Source organism: Pontibacter sp. CAU 1760 (assembly GCF_054482735.1).
The window spans coordinates 19,751-43,790 of the sequence record NZ_JBTLRL010000021.1 but is presented as its reverse complement, the minus strand read 5'-3'; the positions used below and the strand labels follow the sequence as shown (position 1 = coordinate 43,790).

General features: G+C 50.7%; 16 protein-coding genes. 10 read left to right on the top strand and 6 right to left on the bottom strand.

The annotated features are described in order from the left end of the window. Positions 1 to 95 precede the first annotated feature (95 nt). Both ACXYMU_RS20060 and ACXYMU_RS20055 read left to right on the top strand, forming a co-directional pair. Positions 96 to 845, top strand: coding sequence for a DUF547 domain-containing protein (locus ACXYMU_RS20060; RefSeq protein WP_458988211.1), 750 nt, complete (start codon positions 96 to 98; stop codon positions 843 to 845). A 91-nt stretch (positions 846 to 936) separates the two neighbouring features. Then, the gene (locus ACXYMU_RS20055) at positions 937 to 1,290 is read left to right on the top strand and encodes a hypothetical protein (RefSeq protein WP_458988210.1); all 354 of its coding nucleotides are present in this window, start codon (positions 937 to 939) and stop codon (positions 1,288 to 1,290) included. A 130-nt stretch (positions 1,291 to 1,420) separates the two neighbouring features. Here ACXYMU_RS20055 and ACXYMU_RS20050 read toward each other — a convergent pair whose 3' ends face one another. The 3 genes from ACXYMU_RS20050 to ACXYMU_RS20040 form a co-directional block, all read right to left on the bottom strand. Next, on the bottom strand, positions 1,421 to 1,798 hold the full coding sequence (locus ACXYMU_RS20050) for a hypothetical protein (protein WP_458988209.1): 378 nt from the start codon (positions 1,796 to 1,798) through the stop codon (positions 1,421 to 1,423). 494 nt (positions 1,799 to 2,292) lie between these two features. Further along, positions 2,293 to 2,700: a response regulator gene (locus ACXYMU_RS20045; RefSeq protein ID WP_458988208.1), complete on the bottom strand. Its 408-nt coding sequence runs from the start codon at positions 2,698 to 2,700 to the stop codon at positions 2,293 to 2,295. Positions 2,701 to 2,712: 12 nt separating this feature from the next. After that, complete coding sequence (locus ACXYMU_RS20040) at positions 2,713 to 6,063, bottom strand: PAS domain S-box protein (RefSeq protein WP_458988207.1); 3,351 nt, start codon at positions 6,061 to 6,063, stop codon at positions 2,713 to 2,715. 349 nt (positions 6,064 to 6,412) lie between these two features. Between ACXYMU_RS20040 and ACXYMU_RS20035 the strand changes: the two genes are divergently transcribed. Continuing rightward, entirely contained in the window at positions 6,413 to 8,647 is a 2,235-nt protein-coding gene (locus ACXYMU_RS20035; RefSeq protein WP_458988206.1) for a heavy metal translocating P-type ATPase, read from the top strand. 41 nt (positions 8,648 to 8,688) lie between these two features. Further along, complete coding sequence (locus ACXYMU_RS20030; RefSeq protein WP_458988205.1) at positions 8,689 to 8,898, top strand: heavy-metal-associated domain-containing protein; 210 nt, start codon at positions 8,689 to 8,691, stop codon at positions 8,896 to 8,898. 57 nt (positions 8,899 to 8,955) lie between these two features. On the opposite strand, the gene ACXYMU_RS20025 is transcribed toward ACXYMU_RS20030, so the two are convergent. From ACXYMU_RS20025 to ACXYMU_RS20015, 3 genes are all read right to left on the bottom strand, one after another. Then, positions 8,956 to 9,315 carry a transmembrane 220 family protein gene (locus ACXYMU_RS20025; RefSeq protein WP_458988204.1) on the bottom strand — a complete coding sequence of 120 codons (360 nt, stop codon included), beginning with the start codon at positions 9,313 to 9,315 and terminating at the stop codon, positions 8,956 to 8,958. Between the two features lie 151 nt (positions 9,316 to 9,466). Then, complete coding sequence (locus ACXYMU_RS20020; RefSeq protein WP_458988203.1) at positions 9,467 to 10,489, bottom strand: PorP/SprF family type IX secretion system membrane protein; 1,023 nt, start codon at positions 10,487 to 10,489, stop codon at positions 9,467 to 9,469. Positions 10,490 to 10,497: 8 nt separating this feature from the next. Beyond that, positions 10,498 to 16,254: an Ig-like domain-containing protein gene (locus ACXYMU_RS20015; protein WP_458988202.1), complete on the bottom strand. Its 5,757-nt coding sequence runs from the start codon at positions 16,252 to 16,254 to the stop codon at positions 10,498 to 10,500. Positions 16,255 to 17,476: 1,222 nt separating this feature from the next. Between ACXYMU_RS20015 and ACXYMU_RS20010 the strand changes: the two genes are divergently transcribed. The 6 genes from ACXYMU_RS20010 to ACXYMU_RS19985 all read left to right on the top strand — a co-directional run bounded on the left by ACXYMU_RS20010 (position 17,477) and on the right by ACXYMU_RS19985 (position 23,924). Beyond that, positions 17,477 to 18,871 (top strand): undecaprenyl-phosphate glucose phosphotransferase, encoded by a 1,395-nt coding sequence (locus ACXYMU_RS20010; protein WP_458988201.1) that lies wholly within the window; start codon positions 17,477 to 17,479, stop codon positions 18,869 to 18,871. Between the two features lie 13 nt (positions 18,872 to 18,884). Continuing rightward, positions 18,885 to 19,670 carry a WecB/TagA/CpsF family glycosyltransferase gene (locus tag ACXYMU_RS20005; RefSeq protein ID WP_458988200.1) on the top strand — a complete coding sequence of 262 codons (786 nt, stop codon included), beginning with the start codon at positions 18,885 to 18,887 and terminating at the stop codon, positions 19,668 to 19,670. A gap of 328 nt (positions 19,671 to 19,998) precedes the next feature. Beyond that, entirely contained in the window at positions 19,999 to 20,802 is an 804-nt protein-coding gene (gene rfbF / locus ACXYMU_RS20000) for a glucose-1-phosphate cytidylyltransferase (RefSeq protein ID WP_458988199.1), read from the top strand. A gap of 55 nt (positions 20,803 to 20,857) precedes the next feature. Beyond that, positions 20,858 to 21,943, top strand: coding sequence for an NAD-dependent epimerase/dehydratase family protein (locus ACXYMU_RS19995; RefSeq protein WP_458988198.1), 1,086 nt, complete (start codon positions 20,858 to 20,860; stop codon positions 21,941 to 21,943). Between the two features lie 11 nt (positions 21,944 to 21,954). After that, positions 21,955 to 22,518 (top strand): dTDP-4-dehydrorhamnose 3,5-epimerase, encoded by a 564-nt coding sequence (rfbC, locus tag ACXYMU_RS19990; protein ID WP_458988197.1) that lies wholly within the window; start codon positions 21,955 to 21,957, stop codon positions 22,516 to 22,518. A gap of 44 nt (positions 22,519 to 22,562) precedes the next feature. After that, a complete protein-coding gene (locus ACXYMU_RS19985) occupies positions 22,563 to 23,924 on the top strand; it encodes an NAD(P)H-dependent oxidoreductase (protein ID WP_458988196.1) in 1,362 nt (453 codons plus the stop codon). Positions 23,925 to 24,040 lie beyond the last annotated feature (116 nt).

Below are 24,040 nucleotides of genomic sequence, written 5' to 3'. Positions count from 1 at the left end.
CATTGCCATTAAATTACTTGCAAAGATAACAGAACGGTGCGGTAGTTGTTAGTGTATGGTTAATCATACACCGAGCTTTTATATAGGTAATATTTATGAATGATAGACTTCGTTTCAGATTGTTGTTAAGCTTTTTGAGCTTCGTGCTTTGTATGTCGCCTCTGGCACAACTGCACGCACAGCAGCAGGATGATTTTTATACCGGTACTTCCCAGTTACTGCAAAAATATGTGCAAGGGGGGGAGGTTAATTATAAGGCACTGCATCAAAACCAGGCTCAGTTACAGAAGCTGGTACAGCAGGTGGGGGGATATAAGCTGGTAGGTGCTTCTGAGGCAGAGCAAAAGGCTTTTTACCTAAATGCATACAACCTACTGGTGCTGCACCAGGTGTTGCAGCATTATCCGTTGAAGTCAGTAATGGACGTGCCCGGCTTTTTTGACAGACGGCAGTTTCGGGTGGCTGGTGAGCAACTGACTTTAAATCAATTGGAAAAGAAAAAGCTGTTGGCTCCTTTCCAGGATGCCCGTGTGCACTTTGCCTTGGTGTGTGCAGCCAGGTCGTGCCCGCCATTGCTGAACACAGCTTATACCCCGGAGCGGGTAGAGGAACAGTTGGAGTCGCAAACCCGGAAAGCGCTTCAGGATTTAAGCTTTATCCAGGTCAAGCCGTCGGGTAAGACGGTGCAGATTTCTGAGCTGTTCAACTGGTACCGCGATGACTTCCTGAAAAAGGCTCCTTCTGTGGCGGCATACATCAATGGTTACCGTAGCAACCCTTTGCCGGCAGGGTATAAAGTGGGCTACTATACCTATGACTGGAAATTGAATGACAGCAGCGATTAAATGTTAGTATCCGGTTGGTTTATTATGTTTAGTATATAAACATGTGCACTAACCCATCGTATACTGATAGTACAAAAAAACTAAAGAAGCTATGAGCGATAAGAAAGATAAATCACCGGATAATATAAACAACGAATACAGAGACCGTGTAGGGATGGGAAACCACCCGGACCCGACAGCAAAGCGCAACATTGGCCAAAATGGTGAAACCGAGCGGCCAGGGCAGAAAGACAAACTTGAGAACCTGCATATTGGGGGCAACGAAGCGACAGGCTATGGCGCAAACGACCCCGATAGCATAGAATCTTATGCACAGGGGCCAGGCTTTGAATTTGAAGGCAGTGACACAGGTATGGACGATAATGTGGCTGGAATCAGGCGAGGAGATCAGCCGCTAGGGGATGATGAAGAAAAGCCGGATGACGCTGACTATAGCCGACGATAAGTAAGGCTTTGGGTACTAGTAAAAGGAGGCCGCTGAAGTGAATACTTCGGCGGCCTCCTTTTTTATTGCCTTTCGCTATAGGTCAATTGTCAGTTGGCCTATAGCATCCTGGTTGGTTTCCCTGATAAAGCTACTGGGCAGTTGATACGAATCGTGCCCTGGTGGGCGCTGCTTTATAAGCAGCATATGCTTCGCGTTGTTTTTCTGAAAGGAGCACGTACAGCTGTTTTTCATAAGCCTGTTCAACTTCTTTGAATTTTACCTCTAACCCCGCGCGATCATCTTGATATGTTTGTAGCAGTGCCTCCGTTTGCGTCAGGCGCTCCCGGTTCAGGTTTTTTAATTTGATGTAGCTGGGCTCGTTCAACTCTAATTTCAGAGTCATGGCGCGGGTAATAGCAGTAACTCTTGCCTCAAATTCCGGGCTGTTTCCCACGCTACTTGTTTGGGCTGAGGCTGAGAAGCCCATGAACAGAGACAGCGCCAGTACAGTAAAAAATTGCTTCATAAACGTAAGGATATGCGTTAAACAAAAGCCTTTTGTCTATAACAATAGTTTTATTATTATAGATTAATCTAATTGTATTGCCTTACGTGATGTGTTATTCTTAGTTACGGTTTTATGTCTTTATTTTTCAATTAATTAAATGTAAAGTGCAAATATATATCGATGTTTGTATATAGACAGGTTGCTATGAAATCTTAACTTAGGAAGGGAATTGGAGATAATAGATTGCCGAGAAGCCAGCCAAGCCGTATTAGTCCTTTAGAGTGAAATGGGTAGCAGCTAACAAAAGCAAGCGTTGAAGTTTAACAGGGATTTTACAGGAACCGATAGGAATAGTATAGCGACTTGTTTTCACCACATAACTAGGCTTGTAGCCTCAATATTGGCTTATTCAAGACTAGCAAGAGGATTAGGAAAGCACTCAGCGGATAATGGCAATTGATTAGAGTAAGTTCAGGTTTACTTCACCTATTTTTGAAAAAGAATAAGGCTTTTTAGCTGATATACTCTTCGCGGATGATGTCCAGAATTTCCGGGGAGAGGGGTTTTGAAAAGAACTCTTTCACTTCCTCATTACTCTGAGCTGTCAGGATGTCTTTTCGGTCTACGGCGGAGGAAAGCATGAAAAGTGAGCAGTGCGCCGTGGTGGCAGAAGGCAGCTTGCGGTATTCGTCAATAAACGACCAGCCGTCCATGCCCGGCATGTTGATATCCAGGAAAATAAGGTCCGGAAAGTGTTCCTTGCCTTTGGCAGACTCATCCTGTAAGTACTTTAAAGCATCTTCGGCCCATTCAAAGCTGATTACCTCGTCAGCAAACTTCTCGTTGCGGATAATACTCTCGCAAACGAAGTTGTTTACCTGGTCATCATCAATCAATACTACCTTCTTCAATGTACTCATCTTGTAAAATTATTAGCTCATCTTAAAGTATACACTAAAAGTAGTGCCTTTTTGGGGTATACTATCAACTGTTACCTTACCGCCAAGCATCTCTACCTGGGTTTTTACAAGGTGCAGCCCTATGCCCTTCCCCTCAATACCTTTATGGAACCGTTTATAGAGCCCAAAGATGTTGTTTTTCTGCTTTTCGAGGTCAATGCCTAAGCCGTTATCCTCTACACGCAGGCAAATATAGTTGTTAACCTTTAATGTATAAACGTTAATGATGGGTTTTCTATCAGGAAATTTATATTTGATGGCATTCGACAGCAGGTTCTGCAGGATGCTTTTGGCATAACTCCGCACTGTGTTTACGCTTGGGGCGGCACTGAAATCATAAGACAATTCTAATTCACAGTGCTTTACATTCAGTTTTAGCATATCCAGCACATCCTGCATCAGACAGTTAAACTCAACATGCTCATACTCAGCCTCGACCTCGCTCCGTATTGTTAAGATATCGTTAAGGTCTCTTATGGTTGAATCAAGCAGGTTGGTTGATTTAACCAGGTTATCAACTACCTTCTTGTTGATAGGGGCATTTGCGTCGTCGCGGTTGTAGATAGAGGTGAGGCCCAGAATGTTGGCAATAGGCGCCCGCAGGTTATGCGACACGATATAGGCAAACTGCTGCAAGTTCAGGTTTTGCTTCATCAACTGCTTTGAGAGTTCCTGCTGCCTTGTTTCCGCTTCCTTGTAAGCAGTCATGTCTGAGGCGGAGCCGTAGATTTGAGTTACCCCCTCACTAAGCCCTGTTTCTGGAGACATCCGCAACAACAACCAGCGTATCCGGCCCACACTGTCTGTCAGTCGCATTTCATATTCCTGCGCTTTCCCAGCCAGCAACTCTGGCAACACGCGCTGTACCAGCGGCAGGTTCTCGGTGCTGTGCACTGCCTGCATCCAGTAATTGCTTTCCCCGATGAACTCGGTTTCAGGATATCCTGTAATCTGCTCACACTGCGGACTGATGTAGATGATGGACAGATCGGGCTTTGCCGCGAATATGATCTCAGGAATGTTCTCAATCGTCTTCTGCAGCAGGTTCTTTGCCTCTGTTATTTCCTGCTCGGCCTTTTTGCGGTCCGTGATGTCCTGAACGGTGCCATACAGGCTAATAACTGCCCCTGTTTCGTCGCTGACTGTCTCGGCTACCTCCTGCACGTTTGCGATCTGGTTGTTTGGCAACAGGATGCGGTATTCCAGGTTCAGGTGCTGCTTTGAGTTTATAGCCTCCAAACGCCGGGCCTTCACCTGCTTCCGGTCTTCTGGATGGATGCGCTGCAGCATGTTGTGCATGGTTGGGGAAAACCCGTCTTTCGCCACGCCAAACAAATCGTAGGTGCCGCTCGACCACGTGAGCTCGTCATACCGCACGCTGAATTCCCAACTGCCTAGCCTGGCCAGTTGCTGGGCGCGGGCCAGTTGCAATTCGTTGCGCTTAATGGTCTCAAAGCTTTTCTTTTGTGCCGAGATGTTCCGGATGCTGAGCGCCACTCCCAGTATGGACTGGTCTGGGCTCACTACAGGCTGGAATGCAAGCTCGTGCCAGAAGTTTCCCTGCCCTTGCTCATATACAATGCTTTCGCCTTGCATGGCGCGGGCATGGTTTGCTTGCAGTTCCGGCACCTGAGCCGGAGCCACATAATCAAGCATGCTCCTGCCGGTTTGAACTTCGGTGAGCAGGTAGCGCTTTACATCGGCGGCGGCCTCCTTGTTAAAATCGATCACCTTGAGGTGCTCATCCAGCAGGAAAATAGCCTGCAGGGAACTGTCGAGCAAGGCCCGCAGATTAGCCTCGTTGTAATGGAGCCGCTCCTGAGCCTCCTTTTGATTAGTTATATCGATAAAAGTGCCGTTCCACAGCACAGCGCCATTGGGTTTTCGGGTAGGCAGGCTGTGGCCGCGCACCCAGGTATACTTCTTTAGTTCAGGGCGCCATACCCTTATTTCCTGTTCCCAGGGGGTTAAGTTATGGTAGGATTCAAGCGTTGTTCTGATCACCTCCAGGTAGTCAGAAGAATCCAGATACTTGTAAAGCTGCAACGGGTCTTTGTATACCTCTTCCGGCGTAACGCTACACAGTGCAGTGATACCCTCACTGATGTATGGGAAGCTGAAATTACCGTCGACTTCCATTTGGTATTGGTACACAGCGCCAGGCATGCTAGAGCTTACCTCACGCAGGAGTTTCTCATTTGTGCTCAGCCTTTCCAGCGCTTCCTCCTGGTTTTGCATGTTTACGGCTACAACCAAGCGCGGAAAAACTTCTCCGGATACAGGCAAGGCATGCGACCGGAGTTCGACGCTGAAAGTTGAGCCATCCTTTCGTTGGTGCTTATACCCCTTCGTGCTGGCGTCAGAGCTCTTGTCCAACGCTTCTAATTTATTCAAGAACTGCTGTAGCTCCTCCTCTGGCCGGATGTCTGCCACAGTCATCGCAAGGAACTCCTCGCGGGAGTAGCCATACTCCTTCAGCGCGGCGGCATTGGCATCCAGGATTCTGAGGCTATTCTGGTCATATACCAGCGAAGGAATCGGGTTGCCGTCGAAGAGGTTACGGTAGTCCTCCTGTTTCTTTAGCAGTGTTTTCTGTAATGCCTGCCTTTCGCAGATCTCAGCGGACAGGGTCTTGTTTTCTCTGTGCAGCTGCTTAAACACTCTGCGAAGCAGGTAAGCTGCCAAAATAACGGAGAAGAAGGCGAGCAGCAGTAAAAAAGCGTAATCCGTGACTGCCTCTGACACCATCTGGATGGCATCTCCTGTTTCTTGCTTGACTCCTAAGGTCAGCAGATCATTAAGTTTAATGACCAGTGCCTGATAGCGCATGTAAAACGGGGCAACATCGGTTCGCAGGTAACCCAAGGCCCCCTCCATGTCGCCGTTGTCCTGCATATGCTGAAGCGAACGCACCAGCCAGCGTGAGGCAGTCCATTCCTGTGTGAGTTCACGTATGATTTTTCGTTGCGACTCGTCTTTCAGGATAGTATCTAACTGTATAAGTACCTGCGTGTTTTGGGCAAAGCGCAGGGTGTAGGTTTCCCGCAGACTGTCACTTTTGGCGGGGTCTGGGGTATAGAGGTCTGCGCGAACCAGAATTTGGGACTGCTCCTTATTATCAAAAAGCCTGTTCACTAACTCCAGCTTATAGTACTCGTTTGCAAGCTGATTTTGGTAGCGCGCTTGTACCTGGCGTGCGATATGCAGCGAGGTCGCGCTAACCACAATCAACACGAAAGCAAGGCATGCAAAGGATAATCCGATGTAGCGTATGGTTCGGGCCAGGTTGCGATTTGGGTAACTATCTTTTGAAGTGGAATGCATGAAGGCACTTTAATCCCGTAAATCTAAATTTCGTTCTATATCATAAGCAACCATTCCGTTGTGTCAGATACAGATGGAGCTTGTATAATAAGCAATTAACTTAACATCAAAGCTATGTAAAATTAGCTAATTGCGCTTTAATTAGTTGAAAGAACCCGTGAATGGATCTTCAATTAATATAAATTCACTTTAATGTTGAATTATTCAAATAATTAAATTCGAACACCTAGTTCAGCTGACAGTATTTTGGGCTACCAATTCGATAAACATATAACCCTTTGCAAGAATTGTGTAACGCTTTGGGCTGGTTGGCAGGGTATCTTTGTAGAGAGATTAATTGAGGCAGTATATGAAAACGATCACAGCAGAAAAGATAGAGAAAACCACGTTTCCGGTAGAAGGGATGAGCTGTGCTTCCTGTGCCAGCAGCATTGAAAGTATGTTGCGTGCCCGTGAGGGGGTGCTGGAGGCGAACGTGAACTTTGCGGGCAAAACGCTCCAGGTAGCTTACACGCCATCCTCCGTTACCCCGAGTCAGTTGCGTGATACAGTTAAGGAAATCGGCTTTGACCTGCTGGTAGAAGACAAAACGCAGGAGGAACTGGAAGAGCGACAAGAGGTGGCTTTGAGCAGACTCCGGCGCCGTACGGTTGTGGCCGGGGTATTGGCTTTGCCAGTTTTTATGATGGGCATGTTTTTCCATGATACTTTTGCGTGGGGCAACTGGGCTATGCTGCTGCTTACTGCCCCGGTGCTTTTATGGGCTGGACAGCGGTTCTTTGTGGGCGCTTGGGCGCAGGCCAGGCACCTACGGGCTAACATGGATACGCTGGTTGCCCTTAGTACAGGCATCGCATTTCTTTTCAGCCTATTCAATACCGTTTATCCGCAGTTTTTCCTGAGCCGTGGTTTGGTGCCGCATGTATACTATGAGGCTGTGGCCGTGATCATCGCATTCATACTACTGGGCAAGTACCTGGAGGAAAATGCCAAGAACCGTAGCTCATCGGCCATCAAAAAGTTGATGGGCCTGCAACCCAAGTCGGTGCGTGTGGTGCGAGGCGAAACTGAACTGGAGATAAAGATAGAAGAGGTGCAGTTGGGTGACCGCGTACTGCTGCTGCCAGGCGAGCGCGTGCCGGTTGATGGCGAGGTAGTGGCTGGAGGCTCATACGTGGATGAAAGCATGTTGAGCGGGGAACCGTTACCTGTGCAGAAGCAGCCTGGAGATGCGCTGTTCGCCGGTACCATCAACCAGAAGGGAAGCCTGCAACTGATAGCCAGGAAAACAGGCAGCGAGACTACGTTAGCCCAGATTATTCGGATGGTGCAGGAGGCGCAGGGTAGCAAGGCGCCTGTGCAAAAGCTGGTGGATAGAATAGCGGGTGTATTTGTGCCGATTGTGCTGGGCATCGCGGTGCTTACTTTAGTGCTTTGGCTTGTATTTGGAGGGGAGGCCTATTTTACAGAGGCGATGCTGTCTACTATCTCAGTGCTGGTGATTGCCTGCCCCTGTGCCCTCGGGCTGGCCACACCCACAGCCATTATGGTGGGCGTAGGCCGTGGCGCGGAGAGCGGTATTCTGATCAAAGATGCCGAGAGCCTCGAAAAAGCCCATCAACTGGACGCCGTGCTACTGGACAAGACGGGTACCATTACAGCAGGAAAACCAGCTGTGACAGATGTAGTATGGGCCGAGCAGACGGAGGATCGGGAGAAGCTGGAGCAGTACTTTTTCTCTATGGAGGCACAATCTGAGCACCCGGTGGCGCAAGCCATTTATACCTATTATAAAGCTCAGAACAGGAAGAATATACAGCCAGAGCACTTCAGCAGCCTGACAGGATTGGGTATAGAAGCTCACTTTGATGGGAAACGTTACCTGGCTGGCAACGAAAAACTGATGCAGGAACAGCAGGTGCAGTTGCCCCAGCAGCTTGTGCAAGCGGCACAACAATTGCAGCAGGATGCTAAAACAGCGATTTACTTTGCAACCGAAGCACAGGCACTGGCCGTTTTTGCCGTCAGTGACCCGATAAAGCCAGAAGCGGCAGAAGGTATAAAAGCCCTGCAGGAGGCCGGACTAGCAGTGTACATGCTGACAGGCGACAACCAGCATACGGCAGCTGCAGTTGCCCGACAAGTTGGGCTGACGCATTACCAGGCGGAGCTGTTGCCAAACGATAAGGCGGAATTCGTGAAGAAACTGCAGGCGCAAGGCAGGCGCGTGGCGATGGTGGGAGACGGTATAAACGATGCGCAGGCGCTTGCCACAGCCGATGTGAGCATTGCCATGGGGCACGGCACGGATGTAGCCATGGATGTGGCAGGCATCACGCTGATGCGCTCGGACCTGCAGCAGGTAGCCAGAGCCATAAAGTTGTCGCGGGCAACCGTGCAGACAATCCGTCAGAACCTGTTCTGGGCGTTTTTCTACAATGTGATCTGTATCCCTGTGGCGGCAGGCGTGCTTTTCCCGTTCACAGGCTTTTTGCTGAACCCCATGGTGGCTGGTGCGGCGATGGCCCTCAGTTCGGTATCTGTGGTTAGTAACAGCCTCCGTTTAAGAGCCCAGAAGTTTTAGTAATTTAATATTTAGTAATCAGTTTAAAAATTATGTTAAGTATGAAAACCTATAAATTCAAGACAACGATAAATTGCGGCAGTTGCATCAGAGCCGTCACCCCGCACCTGAACAACCTGAACGGAGTAGAGGAGTGGAAAGTAGACACGGATAACCCCGACAAAGTGCTGGAAGTAAAAACAGAGTCGCTGGACAGCGCCACCATCCAGCAGACAGTAGAAAAAGCAGGCTTTAAGGCCGAGCAGATTTAGCACAAGGCCTGTAACCTATTAGGGCTGCTCAGGCATTTGGCTTGTGCAGCCCTTTTTTTATATCCTTGCCTTGGTTGACGGGGCATATTTATGGAGGAGTGCCAGCGCCAGGAATACCGCCACGCACAGAAACAACCCCAATGATTCCCGGGCCTCCTCGATATTTTTGAGCTCACCGCCGCCAATACTAATCCCCTCAAACTGGCTGGGCCACATATAAATTCCTCCAGCCAAGTATAGGGCCGCTGCGGCTAAAAGCACCACAGGACCAACCTTACCGAAGGCCGCCATAAAACTCATCAGGGCTGCGATAGCATAAATCGCCATCCAAAGGGCAGGGTCGGGGTCGTTGTATTGCACCGCCACGAAGGAGAGGAGAACCAAGCCGAATAGTATACCGATCGCTTTTATCATCATCTGTTATTGCTTAAGAACTGAGTTAAAGAAAGGGTCTTTATACCTAAGTATCAGTAGCCAAAATTAACGGATATGGGCTAAAATAAAAGAGGCAACTAATATAGCTGCCCTTTTAATTCTAAATAAACTAAACTTAGTATTTTCTGAGGATTTACCAGGCCCATCGCGGGCAGATAACTTTCCGGTTATTACTGATCTTGAACCCCAGTACCACTTCATGGCTTCCGGCATTCGTGTTGCCCAGGGGGGAGGTGCCCGCATCGTACGAGTAGGCCAGGTCAAACAGGTGGCTGATGTTAATGCCGGCCATAGCTGCAACCGACTCCTGGTGCCGGTAGGTAGCCGCTACCCATATTCTGTCGCTATAAAGCGCTTTTAGGGTTGCATCCACGGCAAGGGGACTAGGCTGTGCCATCTTCAGCATCACGGAAGGGATGACCGTGAACGTAGGCGACAGGTCGAAACGGTAGCCAGAGGTGAGGAAGTAGTGCTGCTGCAGTTCTCCCTTGTTGTCGGCTGGCGAGCCTGTCGTGATTAACTCCCGCTTACTTGGCACCAACTGTGCTCCCGATGCCCCAATGTACCAGTTCTCAGAGTACATCCACAGGCCCATGCTCAGGTCAAATTTCGTCTCGTTCACGCGTCCATCCATTATAGCGGGGTCGTTTCCTTTGGCCGTGGTTACGTAGTTGGGGTCCAGGCTATACTGCAGCAGGCCCGGAGACACGCCGGCAGCCACACGCAACTTGCGGGTAATCGGCTGATGATAGGCGTAGCTCATCGAGATAGAGCTGCGCTTCAGAGGGCCAGTTCTGGTTGTCATGGCCATCCCCCCTAAGCCATGGTGGGCACGCACCCGTCGGTAAAGGTTCGTTTTTTTGGAGGTGACCTCTTTCGGCACACTCCCTCTTTTGCTGGCGTTACGGTAGTTGGCTGTTAGGTCTTTGTCCAGGGGCATGTGCACCGTGAGGTAGTAAGACTCCGGCGCGCCCTCCAGCCCCGACCATTGGTGCCGGGAGCCCAGCTTCAGGTCCGCGTAATCCTCTATTCCGGTGATGGCCGGGTTGAGCAGGTAATTGTTGAGCGTGTACTGGGTGTACTGGGGGCGCTGCTGCGCCACAACGGTGCCCATTGCCAGGACAAGCAACAGCCCAAAAGCTAAAAGTTTGTTCATATAGCGCATTATTTAACAATCGTGATGCTGCCGGAGAGGGGCTTCTCATTCTGGCCGAGTTCGATGATGTAGTAATAAGTGGCAGTAGGCAATTCGCGCCCGTTAAAGCGGCCATCCCAGGGCTCTTTATACCCCTCCGATTGGAATACCATGTTGCCCCACTGGTTAAAGACCTTCACGCGGCACTGCTGGTATTTAGTGATGTTCTCGATTTCCCACAAGTCGTTGATGCCGTCGCGGTTCGGGGTGAACGTGTTCGGGATGGATATAAACGGAAGCACAGTGACCACTACTTCATCCGTAAAAGTACATCCCTCTGCTGTCGTGGCCGTTACGGTATACACGGTTGTGGTTTCCGGGGTCACCAGCGGATTGGCGATGTTCGGGTTGTCCATTCCGGTTGCCGGCAACCAACTGTAAGTCAGGCCGCCGCTGGCGTTCAACTGCGCTTTGCGTCCCTTCACTACCGTCACATCCTCCCCGGCATACAGTTTGTTCTCGGTCACTTTTACTTCCACGCGCTGGCGCACGCTGGCACAGGACTGCGACACTTCCTGCACGTAATAGCTGGTGGTGTGTGTCAGGGCTGGCGTCCGGAACGAACCGCCAACCTGCAATAGGGTGCCGCCTGAGGCGCTGGCAAACCACTCTAACCGGCCCCCGCGGCCCTGGGCCGTGAGTGTGGCGCTTTCACCGGAGCAAATGTTTACCACTGCCGCTGCCAACGGGGTTTCCGGCAAGGGGGTAACCATGATCTGCAGCGAAGCACTCACCAGCGCGTTACACGACTCAGACGTCACCACCCGTCGGAACCAAGTTGTTTTGGTTAGCGGCCCTGGGCTGTAATCCTGCTTGTTGTTGTCGCCGGGTGCCGTAGTGAAGGCCGTGTTTGGCCCCGCCGTGCTCATCTCCCAGTGATAGGTATGCTTCCCGCTTCCGCCAGCCGGATTGGTACCGGTTAGGGTGGCAGGCGCAGTGCCGAAGCAGACCGTTTGCCGGGTGCTGATGACGTTGTTGCTCATGGCAGGTTTCACAGAAATCATAACGGCAGCGCTGCTGTGGCTGGTAGTCTCCGAAATCACGACTCTTCGAAACCAGGTTTCCTGGGTAAGCGCCGGTGGGGTATAGTTTTGGGTATTTCCTGACCCTGTGGCGGTGTGCCAACCAGATTCAGGGCCTTCGGTGCTCTGCTGCCACAGGTAGGTATAGTTCCCTTTGCCACCGATCGGCATCGATCCGACCAGGGTGGCAGGCACGTTGCCAAAGCAGATTACCTGATCAGCCTGAATGTTGTTGTTGCCAATGGCCGGAGTGATGGTGACCTTCACCTCATTCGACACCGAAGTACAGCCACCTGAGTATGCGATCCGCCTGAACCAGGTATGCTCCGTGAGGGCCTGCGGCGAGTAGTTCTTGCCGGTATTCGGGGCAGGAGCCGGCTGGTAGTTGTCGCCGTTGCTGCTGTACTCCCATGCATAGGTATAGCTGTTATCGCCGCCTTTGGGCGTAGAACCGATCAGTGGCGCCGGAACCTGGCCCGCAAAAATCACCTGAGAAGCCTGAATGATGTTTTCTCTGATCTCAGGATTCACAGTGATTTCTACTACATTCGACAGGTTGGCGCATGCCTCAGTCTGGGCTATCCGGCGGAACCAAGTGGTTGTGGTTAACACCCCCGGGGAGTAGCTGCTTCCGTTGCCGTTTCTAGCAACAGGGCGGTAAGTGCCATTCGGGCCAGTGGTAGCGTACTCCCACACATAGGTGTAACCTGCGTTGTTGCTTTGCGGGATGTAACCTCCGGCTGGCGCAGTGCCTGTTAGAGTGGCAGGAGCGCTGCCCTCACAAATGGTCTGGCTCTCGCTGATCTGGTTGTTGGTGATCGGCTCGGCTACGTTTACCCGCAACACTTGTGAGAAGCTGGAGCAAGTGCCCGAAGTCACCTGGCGTCGGAACCAGGTAGTACTGGTCAGGGCCGGTGCCTGGTAGGCGCTGTTGGTTCGGGTGCCGGGGGCAGGCGTAAACGTGGTGCCGTCCGTGCTGATTTCCCACAGATAACTGTAGCTGCCGTTTCCGCCGGATATGTTGCCAACCCCCGTGAAAGCCGCCGGGGCTTCGCCATAACACAGCGTGAGCAGCGACGATGCAAGGGTATTGTTTCGGATGGCAGGCTGGACCGTAATCAGCAGGGCGGCGCTGATGTCGCTGTTGCAGGTGCCTGAGTATACCACTCTGCGGTACCAGGTATTCTGGGTAAGCGGTGCGGGGGCAGTATAAGTCTCGGAAGTATGCGTGCCTGCTGCCGCGGTATACCTTACCCCGTCAGTGCTACTTTCCCATACGTAAGTATACGTACCGTTTCCGCCTGCCAATGGCTCCGTCTCAAAAGGTAGCGGCACATCGCCCTCGCAGATCGTCTGTGCGTTGCGTATGATATTGTTGCTGATGGCCGGTGTTACCACAATTTCAATAGCCTCAGAAACATCCGTACACACCGTAGATTTGACAACGCGCCGTACCCAGATGGTGCGCGTCAGGGCCTGTGCTTGGTAAGCGGATGCGTTTGCTCCTGCAATGGTCGAGAAGCCAGTTGCCGGACCGGTGATGCTGCTTTCCCAGGCATACTGGTAAGTGCCGTCGCCTCCCTGCGGCATAGAGCCGATGATTTCAGCTGGTGATTGTCCGGCGCAAATCACTGGCACCGCACGCAAGGTGTTGTCGGTCAGGACAGGGTATACCGTAACGGCAGCCGCTGTGCGAGGACTCAGACAGCCTTCGATGCTGGCCTGCACGTAATAGGTCTTGCTCTCGCTTAAAGGTGTAGTCTCGAAAGTACGGCCTGTTGCGATGGGCGCGCCGCCGGAGGCAACCTCAAACCACTCATAAACAGTTGCATTGCCTTCTGCAACCAAAGTGGCTACGTTCCCTGGCCCACAAAGGGCAACAGGAGTTACTACTGGCGCAGGAGTAGGAGGGCGCACCGTAACGGTTACAGCGGTTCGGGGGCTGGTACAGCCGCCCTCCACGGATTTCTGCACGTAGTACGTAGTGGTTTGCTCCAGCACTGGGGTCGAGAAACTTGGCCCCTCGCCCAGCAAGTTGCCGCCAACGGCAGCATCATACCAGGCAAGCAGGTCCGTTGGGTTGTTTACTGTTAGCACACTGCCAAAACCTGGGCAAATGAGCGCACCTTCGGCTGTTGGCGCCTGCGGCAAGGGGTTTACGGTTACCTGCATTTCGTTGCTGGTCTCGCAGCTGCCGGTGCCATGGGTATAGATCAGGGTAAATGTACCGACGGCATCAGGTGTGAAAGTCCCGTCCGGCGTCACGTGTGCAGTGCCAGACCAAACCCCGGCTGCCGGACTGCCCTGCAATTTAAACGATCCGCTGTTAAGGCATACCACCCGGTCAGCGCCGGCATCCGCCACCGGAACTTCCTCTACCTTCATCAGTATCTTATCTGCAGCAGTACAGCCGAGCGGATCAGTATAGGTGTAGGTAAGCTCATAAGTGGCCAGGGCTGAAGTAGGGGTAAAGCGGCCGTCTGAGGTGACATGCGGGCCGCTCCAGGTTCCGCCTGCAGGGCTTCCGTGCAATTGCGTAGGAACCGGGGCATTGCACACCACTAAATCCGGACCGGCGTTAACCTCAGGCAGTGGATTTACTGTAACAGTTACGGTAGCCGAGTTGGTACAGCCGGTGGTAGCATCTAAACCAATGACGCTATAGGTCGTGGTGGCAAGGGGAGTGGCGATAACAGTACTGCCGGTGGTGGCGCTCAGGCCAGTGGCTGGATACCAGGTGTAGCTATCGGCACCGACTGCCGTTAGCGTTGCCTGGCCCTGGGTATAACAGATGGCGGCAACATCCGAAGCGACTGTGACCGGTGGCAGCGGGTTTACCACTACAGTGAACCTAGCAGAGCTCCTGCAACCGGTTTCGGCATTGGTACCTGTCACTGTATAGGTCGTGGTGACAGATGGATTTACGGTAACGTTGCTGCCAGTGGTGGCAGTCAGGCCTGCGGCTGGTTCCCATACATAGGTGTCGGCCCCCGAAACGCGGATGGTCGTGCTGGCGCCCACACAGATAGAGGCTCTCGGAGATGACACCGCCAAAACCGGTATGCTGCCAATCGTTATTTCCTGCGTGGCGGGCGCTGAACTTCCACACTCATTCGTTACCTCAACACTTACTTTGTACTTGCCCGGTGCTGTAAATTGCAGGCTAGGGTTAGCGGAGTGCTGGTCAGTGCCGTTCGTAAAAGTGCTGCCCTCCGGCCCGGTAACCGTCCAGAGGTAGTTGCTGATAGTACCTGACTGCGCGTCGTATTGCGGGGCATGGTTTGGGTTATCGGCAATGAAAGCTATTGTTTGAGGTCCGCAATATACCTGCGGGCCCGGCAAAACTACAGTAGGCTTGTTCTGAATGACTACCGCTTGGGTTTTCACTTCTGTCGCACAGCCATTCGACGTCGTCAGGGTGACGGTATAATTCCCGGAAGCTGTAAAACTGAACACCGGGTCTTTTGAGTTCTGCGCTGTACCTTCGGCAAACACCCATCCTGCAGCAGGGCTCACCTGCCAGTTAAAGTTCAGGGCCATACCCGTCGATTTATTCTGGGCCGCCAGCCTTACCGGTGCGCAACTGCCGTTGTTTATGAGTTCGAAGTCTGCGGTGGCGGGGTCTTTCACCGAAAACTTTCTCTCTTTCGTGCTGCTGGTGCATTTGGTGCCTGTGCCAACCGGGGTAGAGGTCATGCGGATGGTGTACTCGCCGGACTGCGTGAAAACGACTGTTGGGTTTTTGGAGGTGGCATTGCCGGTTTGGTAACGCCAGCCTGTAGCGGGTAAAATCTCCCACTCAACGGTATAGGCCGACCCTGCACTAGGGTTTATCGTGTTCGCGTTAAAGCCTACAATTGTCATGTCCTTTAGGTTGACAGGCACATTCACGCAGCCCACCTCCTGGCTAGTTCCAAATTCAGCTTCCGGCCCCTCCGATATCCGGATTCCACCCACTGTGGCCGGAGTAAAACCGCATGGGTTGGTTGCGGTAGCCTTCATGGTGAAAGCGTTGTTAGGGGCGTCTTTTGAAGAAACTGTGTAGGTATGTTCAATTTCTCTCGGTAAGTCTGCGTGGCTGTACGTCTGGATAGGCGTGCCATCGCCAAAGTCAATGGTATAAACCGTAAGCGGGGAGTTGCCCTGCGTGTTCAGGATATCAAACGTATAAGTTTCCGGCAGGCAGTCGTTGGTGTTGCCCCGGCTGGCCAATCCCAAACTGGGGTTGCTTCCAATAAAAACACGTTTTGTGGTGCTGCTGGTGCAGCCGCTTTCACCGGTAACCTCCAGTACCAGGCTAAAGAAGCCTGTTCCTGTGTAGGTATGGGTTGCATTGTTAAAGTCCCTGCCCAGTGTTACCACCTCGCCATCGCCCCAGCTGATCTTGTAGCTTGTGTTAGATGCTTTGGTGGTGGAGGTATTTTCGATGGTGAGTTTAAAGCTGGCGCTCCCTCCTGTGGAACTGCAGGAAGTAAAGAAGTTGATAGGGTCTTCGATGCTGGCGTCAGGCCCTCTGTTGATTTGCCTGGTGGCAGACGTCGCTTCGCATCCATCCTCCTGTACGGTTTTCACAGAATAGCTGCCCTCAGCGGCAACTGTGATGGAACGGGTGGTGGCCCCAGTTGACCAAAGGTAGCTTTTCGCCTCGCTGGAGGTGAGCAATACCTGTCCCTCCTGGCAGAGGTTGCCGGATACTGTTATCACAGGTGTACAGTCGCGCGCAAAAAGGGTGTAAGGAAAAAGCCCACTCATTCCAAGAAGCAAAATGAAGAGGATTCCTTTAAAAATCGGCTGCATACGTCTTAGCTGTAGATGTTTTTTATAGTCTTTTTCTTAATAATGGCATTCAGGTAACGGCGGCAAGGCTGCTCTCGCTTGAATCGTCAATGCATACAAATTATACCCTGCTTTAATGCGCGGGATAATGTTAGGCGGAGTGATGGATTATATGCCTGGTGCTGCTATACTGTTATTGCACTGGCAAAGTGCCGCCAGGACAAAATGCTTAAGGGCAACTTACTCAGTTAAGTTCAATAATAGTGATGGTTTATTAGCTTGTGGTAAATGTAAATATAATAAATTCATTTTCGGCCACATCCAAACACTCGCTAAAGGTAATGGATTAAATATATTGTGCGCAACAATTCCAATTGAATTTATTATTCAATAAATCGCTGATTTAAATAGCCTTTTGCTTGTTTTTGAGAAAATATGTACTAGCATTCTGTTATATTTTTAATTATATATATATAATATTATGAATGTAATAGTGCCTCTGCATTTGTTGCATTAAACATACATAAGGAAAAAATTTATAGGTTTTTCTTTATCTTTTTTATTTGAAGTTTAAGTCAAATAATTGCGGCTTTATCATTTCATGTATCTCACTTAAAAGTGTTGTAAACTGCACTTATAAAACGGATAGTTGTGCAAGCGACAGGATGGTGCAGCCGCATGATCGATTCCAATCACAGCTTTAAAAAAATCATTGTAAAGTTCAATTAATGCATCCTTGTTTTCGAGATTGGTCTGCATATATTTTTTGACTGTTAACTTTATTAAGTACTGGCTTTTAGTTAATTATATAGTTTTATATATAATGATTCCCATATATTAAACAATTTGTTTTTATTAATAAATGTGAATAAATCACAAACCTTAATGTTTGTGACACCGTAATTGGGAGCGAGTCGTTTATCTCATTAGAGGCACTATATATAACACGTGTGCAGCAAAAGGATTTTATCAAATGGCTCTGTCAAACGCTCAACCTGAACAGCAGATAAGTTCAGATCAACGGCTAGCGGGAATCCTAACAACCGAATGTTAAACTGAGGGAAGAAGTTACGTACAGTTGAGGTTTGATATTTTAAAGTAACAGGATTAAGTAATGAATTATGATTGAATATTTACACTTTTTATAAATATGAATAAGTTCCGACACTACTACAGTTTTAACCGGGTTCTCCTGTTAATACTTGATGTAACCCTTATTGCATCAGCTTTCAAATTCTCGAACGTCATTCGCTACGGCACCACAGATCTCCAGCACGAGTACAACATCTTCTTTGTGCTTTTTGCCCTGGTGTGGTGGATCGTTTCCGGCTTCTCTAACTTTATGTTCCGGATAGACGGCTTCTTCTCCTGCGACAGAAGGCTATCCAATATTCTGAACGCCTTTATACTGCATGCCTTTATCTTGGCGAGTTGCATCGTTGTTTTCAACCTGGAAGAACTGTCTCGTTTGCTGTTGCTGTATACTTACCTCTCCACGCTGCTGCTGATTGGCTTCAGCCGCCTGGTGCTTATGTTCGTGTACCGCTACTTCACCAAGTCCGACGTAGCCCATACCCGCTATGTAATTGTCGGGACAGGCCCGGCTGCCACTTCACTGCACCAGACCCTGGATACCAACGACGACCTCGGAACACGCTTTATGGGTTTCTTCGATGATAATGCAGATATGTTAAGTCCTTACAGCAGCCAGATAAAAGGTGGCGTCGAGGACCTGAAGGAGTATTGCATGAAGCACAGCATCGACGAGATTTACTATACCCTTCCGCTCAACAACAAGGAGCAGATAGACGAGTTGACGGAGTTTGCAGACGATAACTTCGTGTACTTCCGCATTGTGCCTGATTTCAGCGCGATCGTGCAGAAGGATGTGAACATGTACTTCTATCACAACGTGCCGATGATCAGTGTTCGTCGGGAGCCTTTGGAAATTGCCTCAAACCGCGTGATGAAGCGCTTGTTTGACATCGCTTTCTCTCTGGCTGTAATCCTGCTGATCTTCCCAATCGTGCTGCCGATCATCGCTTTGATTATTCGGCTTGAGTCAAAGGGGCCTATCTTCTTCAAGCAGTTACGCCCTGGCAAAAAGAACCGGCTGTTTGTCTGCTACAAGTTCAGAACCATGCGGGTAAACGCACAAACGGAGTTGCAGGCAACTAAAAACGATCCTCGCATCACGCGCTTCGGGGCTTTCCTCCGCAAGACAAGCCTGGATGAGCTGCCACAGTTTTTCAATGTGCTGTTCGGAGACATGTCTGTGGTAGGGCCACGTCCGAACCTGGTATCCCAGCTGGACCATTACTCTAAGGTGATCTCAAAATATAAAATGCGCCATTTCGTTACGCCGGGCATCACCGGGTACGCTCAGGTAAGCGGTTACCGTGGCGAGACCAAAGAGCTAAGACTGATGGAGAAGCGTGTGGAATATGATGTGCGCTACATGGAAAACTGGAGTTTTATGATGGACATGAAGATCATCTTCCTGACTGTATGGAACATGGTTAAAGGCGAGAAGAATGCTTACTAAAACCCCGAACACTATGACAGCTATACCTGTGCCGCCCTTGCAGGAAAAGCGAAAGCTACTTTCATCTCTTATCTCTGCAGGCTCCTTCGATGATTTTGTCAACCATATCTTCTGGCTGACAGATCATAAAGATTCGTCCTATGTCTGCTTCGCTAATGTGCACATGCTGATGGAGTCCTACCGCGATCGGGAGTTCAACCAGATACTGAACCAGGCGGATGTGGCCACACCCGACGGAAACCCTGTCACGAAGCTCTCAAAGCTATTTTACGGCCAGCAGCAGGAACGCGTAGCAGGTATGGATTTATTACCGCGCCTGCTCCAGGAGGCTGCAACCCGTGGCAAGTCGGTCTACTTTTATGGCTCCACAGACGAGGTATTAGAAGCCTTGGTTGCAAAAGCGAAACGAGAACTGCCGGACCTGCGTGTGGCAGGCGCATATTCTCCTCCTTTCCGGAAGCTCTCGGAAGCGGAAGACGAGGAAATCACAGACATGATCAACCAAGCCAACCCGGATCTGGTTTTCGTGGCCTTAGGCTGCCCGAAACAGGAGCGCTGGATGGCTGCACATAAAGGCAAAGTAAAAGCATGCATGTTAGGGGTTGGGCAGGCATACATGACGTATGCAGGCCTGGAGAAACGCCTTCCGCAATGGGCACGAAACATGTCGCTCGAGTGGACCTACCGCCTATGGCTGGAGCCCCGTCGCCTCTGGAAGCGATACCTGCTTACAAACAGCATGTTCATATTTGTCACCCTGAAGCACTTGCTCCAACAACGGGCAAACAAATTGGCTTAAAGTAAATTGAGAGTACTATTGAACAGCAGGGCAGGAGAAGGGTAGGAGTTGAGAGATTGTTCATGCATCAGTTATTATTAACGCTACCTTTCAAAGCAGCGCCCTGCATCCCTATTAGTTTTAAGGGATACGAGGCGCCGCTTTTGTTATGGCTTATTGCCTTAAAACTGTTGGTGCAATTCCCTTCACGTCAAAGTTTATAAAAATCCTACCTGTCAACATCCAAATATAGAAATCTTCGTATCAATGAAAAATCCCGCAAGCGAAATGGTGCAAACCAATCTTCGTTTGGAGAGTACATTCTAAGAACCCTTAAAAACCCTTATACATGAAAGCAGTTATTCTGGCAGGTGGCTTCGGAACAAGAATCAGTGAAGAAAGTGGCGTCCGTCCCAAGCCGATGGTAGAAATTGGTGGCAAGCCCATTCTGTGGCACATCATGAAAATCTACTCTCACCATAACATCAACGATTTTGTGATTTGCTGCGGCTATAAAGGCCATATGATCAAAGAGTACTTTGCCAACTATGCCCTTTATAATTCAGATGTAACCTTTGACATGCGTAACAGCACCATGGAGGTGCACAAGAACAAAACAGAATCGTGGAAGGTGACGCTGGTGGATACCGGAGAGGGGACCATGACGGGCGGGCGTTTAAAGCGTGTGCAGGAATACGTGGGCGATGATACTTTTTGCCTTACGTATGGCGACGGTGTAAGCGACGTGAATATCTCGGAAGCGGTGCGCTACCATCAGGAGCAGGGCACTTTGGCCACGCTTACGGCAGTGCAGCAGCCAGGTCGTTTTGGCGCTTTCACGCTTTCTACGGAGGCTACCAGGGTTCCGCAGTTCAAGGAAAAGCCTACAGGGGGTGATATGCCCTGGATCAACGGTGGTTTCTTTGTGCTCGAGCCCAAGGTTTTTGACTATATCACCGACGACAGCACGATTTGGGAGCGGGAGCCGCTAGAGCGCCTGGCCGAAGAAGGAGAACTTTCCGCTTACCGCCACCGTGGTTTCTGGCAGCCGATGGACACGCTACGTGACAAGCATGTGCTGGAAGACCTTTGGCAAAGCGGCAAGGCCCCCTGGAACGTGTGGCACAAGATGCTGCACAAATCACTGAACTAGCATACCTTCTCTGTGCTTAACAAAAGACATCTCTCTAATCGATAATATTCTACAAATGAAAATTCTTATAACTGGCAATATGGGGTATGTGGGCCCCGGTGTGGTGGAACGCTTGCGTGCAGCTCACCCCGAAGCTACATTGATTGGGTATGACATGGCTTACTTTGCGTCATGCCTGACGAATGCACCCATACTTCCGGAGAGCCAACTGGACATACAGCTGTATGGCGATGTACGCACCATTCCTGCGCAGGTGCTGGAGGGTGTTGACGCTGTTGTGCATCTGGCAGCCATCTCCAACGACCCGATGGGTACCAAATTTGAGGACATTACGCTGGATGTAAACTATAAGTCGAGTGTGCGCATCGCTGAATTAGCTAAGGCAGCGGGCGTGAAGAACTTCGTGTTTGCATCGAGCTGCAGCATGTATGGCGCAGCCTCTGAGCAAGCCAAAACCGAGGATTCGGAGTTAAACCCGCTTACGGCTTATGCACGCTCCAAAGTAGCGACCGAAAAAGAGCTGGCACCCCTGGCCGGAAACGGTTTTACGGTAACTTGTTTGCGTTTTGCCACGGCTTGTGGCATGAGCGACCGTTTACGCCTTGATCTGGTGCTAAATGACTTTGTGGCAGGCGCAGTGGCAACCGGCAAGATTAATATCCTAAGCGATGGCAGCCCTTGGCGACCACTTATCCATGTAAAAGACATGGCGCTTGCCATTGAATGGGCCGTTACGCGCAATGCCGGCAATGGAGGAGAGTTTCTGGCCGTAAACACCGGGTCAAACGACTGGAACTACCAGGTGCATGAGCTAGCCAATGCAGTCGGTGAGATCATCACTGGCACAGAGGTGACCGTGAACAGGGATGCAGCCCCAGACAAGCGTTCATACCGTGTTAATTTTGACCTCTACAAAAAGCTTGCACCGGACTATGTGCCACAGTATACCCTGAAGCAGTCTATCGAGGAGCTCCGAGATGGCTTGATGGGTATGGAGTTTAAAGACGGCGATTTCCGCAATTCACTGCTGATGCGCCTGAAGGTACTGACAAGCCTACAGGAGTCAGGCAGGATTAACGGTGAGTTGCAATGGAACAGCAAGAAAGCTGTAAAGCCTAAGACGATACTTGAAAACGCTTAACGATTAAACAGATGATCTTTACGGAAACTAAATTAAAGGGAGCTTTCATTATTGACGTGAAGCGATTGGAGGATGAGCGCGGCTTTTTCGGGCGATCCTACTGTAAGCGCGAAATGGAAGAGCATGGCTTGAACACCAACATGGTGCAGGCAAACGTTTCGTATAATAAGAAGAAGGGCACTTTGCGTGGCATGCACATGCAGGTTAGCCCATACGAAGAAACGAAGTTGGTGCGCTGCACCCGCGGTGCCATCTACGATGTGATCATTGACATGCGGGAGGACTCTGAGACGTATAAGCAGTGGATAGGCGTGGAACTGACAGCGGATAACTACCGCATGCTGTTTGTGCCGGAAGGCTTTGCCCACGGGTTTATCACGTTAGAGGATAACTCTGATGTGACGTACAACGTGACGCAGTACTATACGCCGGGTTCTGAGCGCGGCATCCGCTGGAATGACCCGGCCTTCAACATCGAGTGGCCGATTGAGCCGCAGGTGATCTCGGAGAAAGACCAGGCACACCCTGATTTTGAAGCATCAGAAGCTGCCTCCAAAGGAAAACAGCTGGCCTAGTGGTGCCGGCTGTCTATTCAACTCACGCTTAAAAATTTAATAGAATGATATTAGTTGATACCGCACTCGCCAAACGACAGGCAGAAAACAGACCTGTGCGCGTGGCAATGGTTGGCGCAGGTTTTATGGGCCGGGGTATAGCCTTGCAGATTTGCAAATATACGCAAGGCATGGAACTAGTGGCGATTGCCAACCGCGACACCTCAAAGGCGAAGCAGGCCTACGCGCAGGCCGATGTACCGGATGCGCAGGAAGTAAGCAGCGCGTCGCAGTTGGAGGAAAACATACGCAATGGCAAGTACAGCATTACCGACGATGCCCTGCTGCTGTGCGAGGCGGAAGGCATCGATGCGATAGTAGAGGTAACGGGTGCTGTCGAGTTTGGTACCAATGTGGCCTTGCGCGCGATCCAGAACGGCAAGCATATCATCATGATGAACGCTGAGGTGGATGGCACGGTAGGCCCGATCCTGAAAGTGTACGCCGACAAAGCAGGCGTGGTGTTTACCAACGCCGACGGCGACCAGCCAGGCGTGGAAATGAACCTGTTCCGCTTTGTAAAAGGCCTGGGTGTGAAGCCTGTGCTCTGCGGGAATATCAAAGGCCTGCACGACCCATACCGTAACCCTACCACGCAGGAAGGCTTTGCCAGGAAATGGGGCCAGAACCCAGCCATGGTGACTTCGTTTGCAGACGGCAGCAAAATCTCTTTTGAGCAGGCGATTGTTGCCAACGGAACAGGCATGCGCGTTGCCAAGCGTGGCATGCACGGGCCTACCGTAGCAAGCGGCACACCCCTGAAAGATGTCATACAGAACCTATACCCCCTCGAGGACCTTATTGAAGGCCCAGGGGTAGTGGAGTATGTGGTAGGAGCTGAGCCAGGTCCTGGCGTGTTTGTATTAGGCACGCACGATGACCCGATACAGCAGCATTACCTGAACCTATACAAACTGGGCGAAGGACCTCTCTATTTGTTCTATACCCCTTACCACCTTTGCCATTTTGAAGTGCCGAGTACAATTGCACGTGCCGTATTGTTTAACGATGCAGCATTGGCGCCACTGGGTAAGCCGTATGTAGAAGTGGTAGCCACGGCCAAGACCGACCTCAAAGCAGGGCAGGTGATCGACGGCATCGGGCATTACATGACGTATGGATTGTGTGAAAACGCAGACACTACCGCAGAACAGCGGCTGCTGCCAATCGGCGTGGCTGAGGGATGCGTGCTGAAGCGTGACATACCAAAAGACCAGGTGCTGACCTATGATGACGTGGTGCTGCCTGAAGGCCGCCTGGTGGATCAACTGCGGGTGGAGCAGGCGCAGTATTTTGCCGCTCCCGATACAACCTCCCGAGACCAGTTCCTGACCCATAACGCCAAAAATGAAGTAACCTTGCCATAAATTGAGGATTAGCCTCCCTTATGGTTGAGGCGTCATGATAACAGCAGCTGCCCCACGCTAAGATTATAATGTTGGGCAGCTGCTTTTTTTTGTTACGGCCAGTCTGCTTCCGCGTT

What these genes read in the sequence shown, in the direction of transcription:
- ACXYMU_RS19995 (WP_458988198.1), top strand. Translation starts at nt 20,858, where the DNA reads ATGAAAATTCTTATAACTGGCAATATGGGGTATGTGGGCCCCGGTGTG.
- ACXYMU_RS20060 (WP_458988211.1), top strand. Translation starts at nt 96, where the DNA reads ATGAATGATAGACTTCGTTTCAGATTGTTGTTAAGCTTTTTGAGCTTC.
- ACXYMU_RS20010 (WP_458988201.1), top strand. Translation starts at nt 17,477, where the DNA reads ATGAATAAGTTCCGACACTACTACAGTTTTAACCGGGTTCTCCTGTTA.
- ACXYMU_RS20030 (WP_458988205.1), top strand. Translation starts at nt 8,689, where the DNA reads ATGAAAACCTATAAATTCAAGACAACGATAAATTGCGGCAGTTGCATC.
- ACXYMU_RS20045 (WP_458988208.1), bottom strand. Translation starts at nt 2,700, where the DNA reads ATGAGTACATTGAAGAAGGTAGTATTGATTGATGATGACCAGGTAAAC.
- ACXYMU_RS20020 (WP_458988203.1), bottom strand. Translation starts at nt 10,489, where the DNA reads ATGAACAAACTTTTAGCTTTTGGGCTGTTGCTTGTCCTGGCAATGGGC.
- rfbF (WP_458988199.1), top strand. Translation starts at nt 19,999, where the DNA reads ATGAAAGCAGTTATTCTGGCAGGTGGCTTCGGAACAAGAATCAGTGAA.
- ACXYMU_RS20005 (WP_458988200.1), top strand. Translation starts at nt 18,885, where the DNA reads ATGACAGCTATACCTGTGCCGCCCTTGCAGGAAAAGCGAAAGCTACTT.
- ACXYMU_RS20035 (WP_458988206.1), top strand. Translation starts at nt 6,413, where the DNA reads ATGAAAACGATCACAGCAGAAAAGATAGAGAAAACCACGTTTCCGGTA.
- rfbC (WP_458988197.1), top strand. Translation starts at nt 21,955, where the DNA reads ATGATCTTTACGGAAACTAAATTAAAGGGAGCTTTCATTATTGACGTG.
- ACXYMU_RS19985 (WP_458988196.1), top strand. Translation starts at nt 22,563, where the DNA reads ATGATATTAGTTGATACCGCACTCGCCAAACGACAGGCAGAAAACAGA.
- ACXYMU_RS20025 (WP_458988204.1), bottom strand. Translation starts at nt 9,315, where the DNA reads ATGATGATAAAAGCGATCGGTATACTATTCGGCTTGGTTCTCCTCTCC.
- ACXYMU_RS20055 (WP_458988210.1), top strand. Translation starts at nt 937, where the DNA reads ATGAGCGATAAGAAAGATAAATCACCGGATAATATAAACAACGAATAC.
- ACXYMU_RS20040 (WP_458988207.1), bottom strand. Translation starts at nt 6,063, where the DNA reads ATGCATTCCACTTCAAAAGATAGTTACCCAAATCGCAACCTGGCCCGA.
- ACXYMU_RS20050 (WP_458988209.1), bottom strand. Translation starts at nt 1,798, where the DNA reads ATGAAGCAATTTTTTACTGTACTGGCGCTGTCTCTGTTCATGGGCTTC.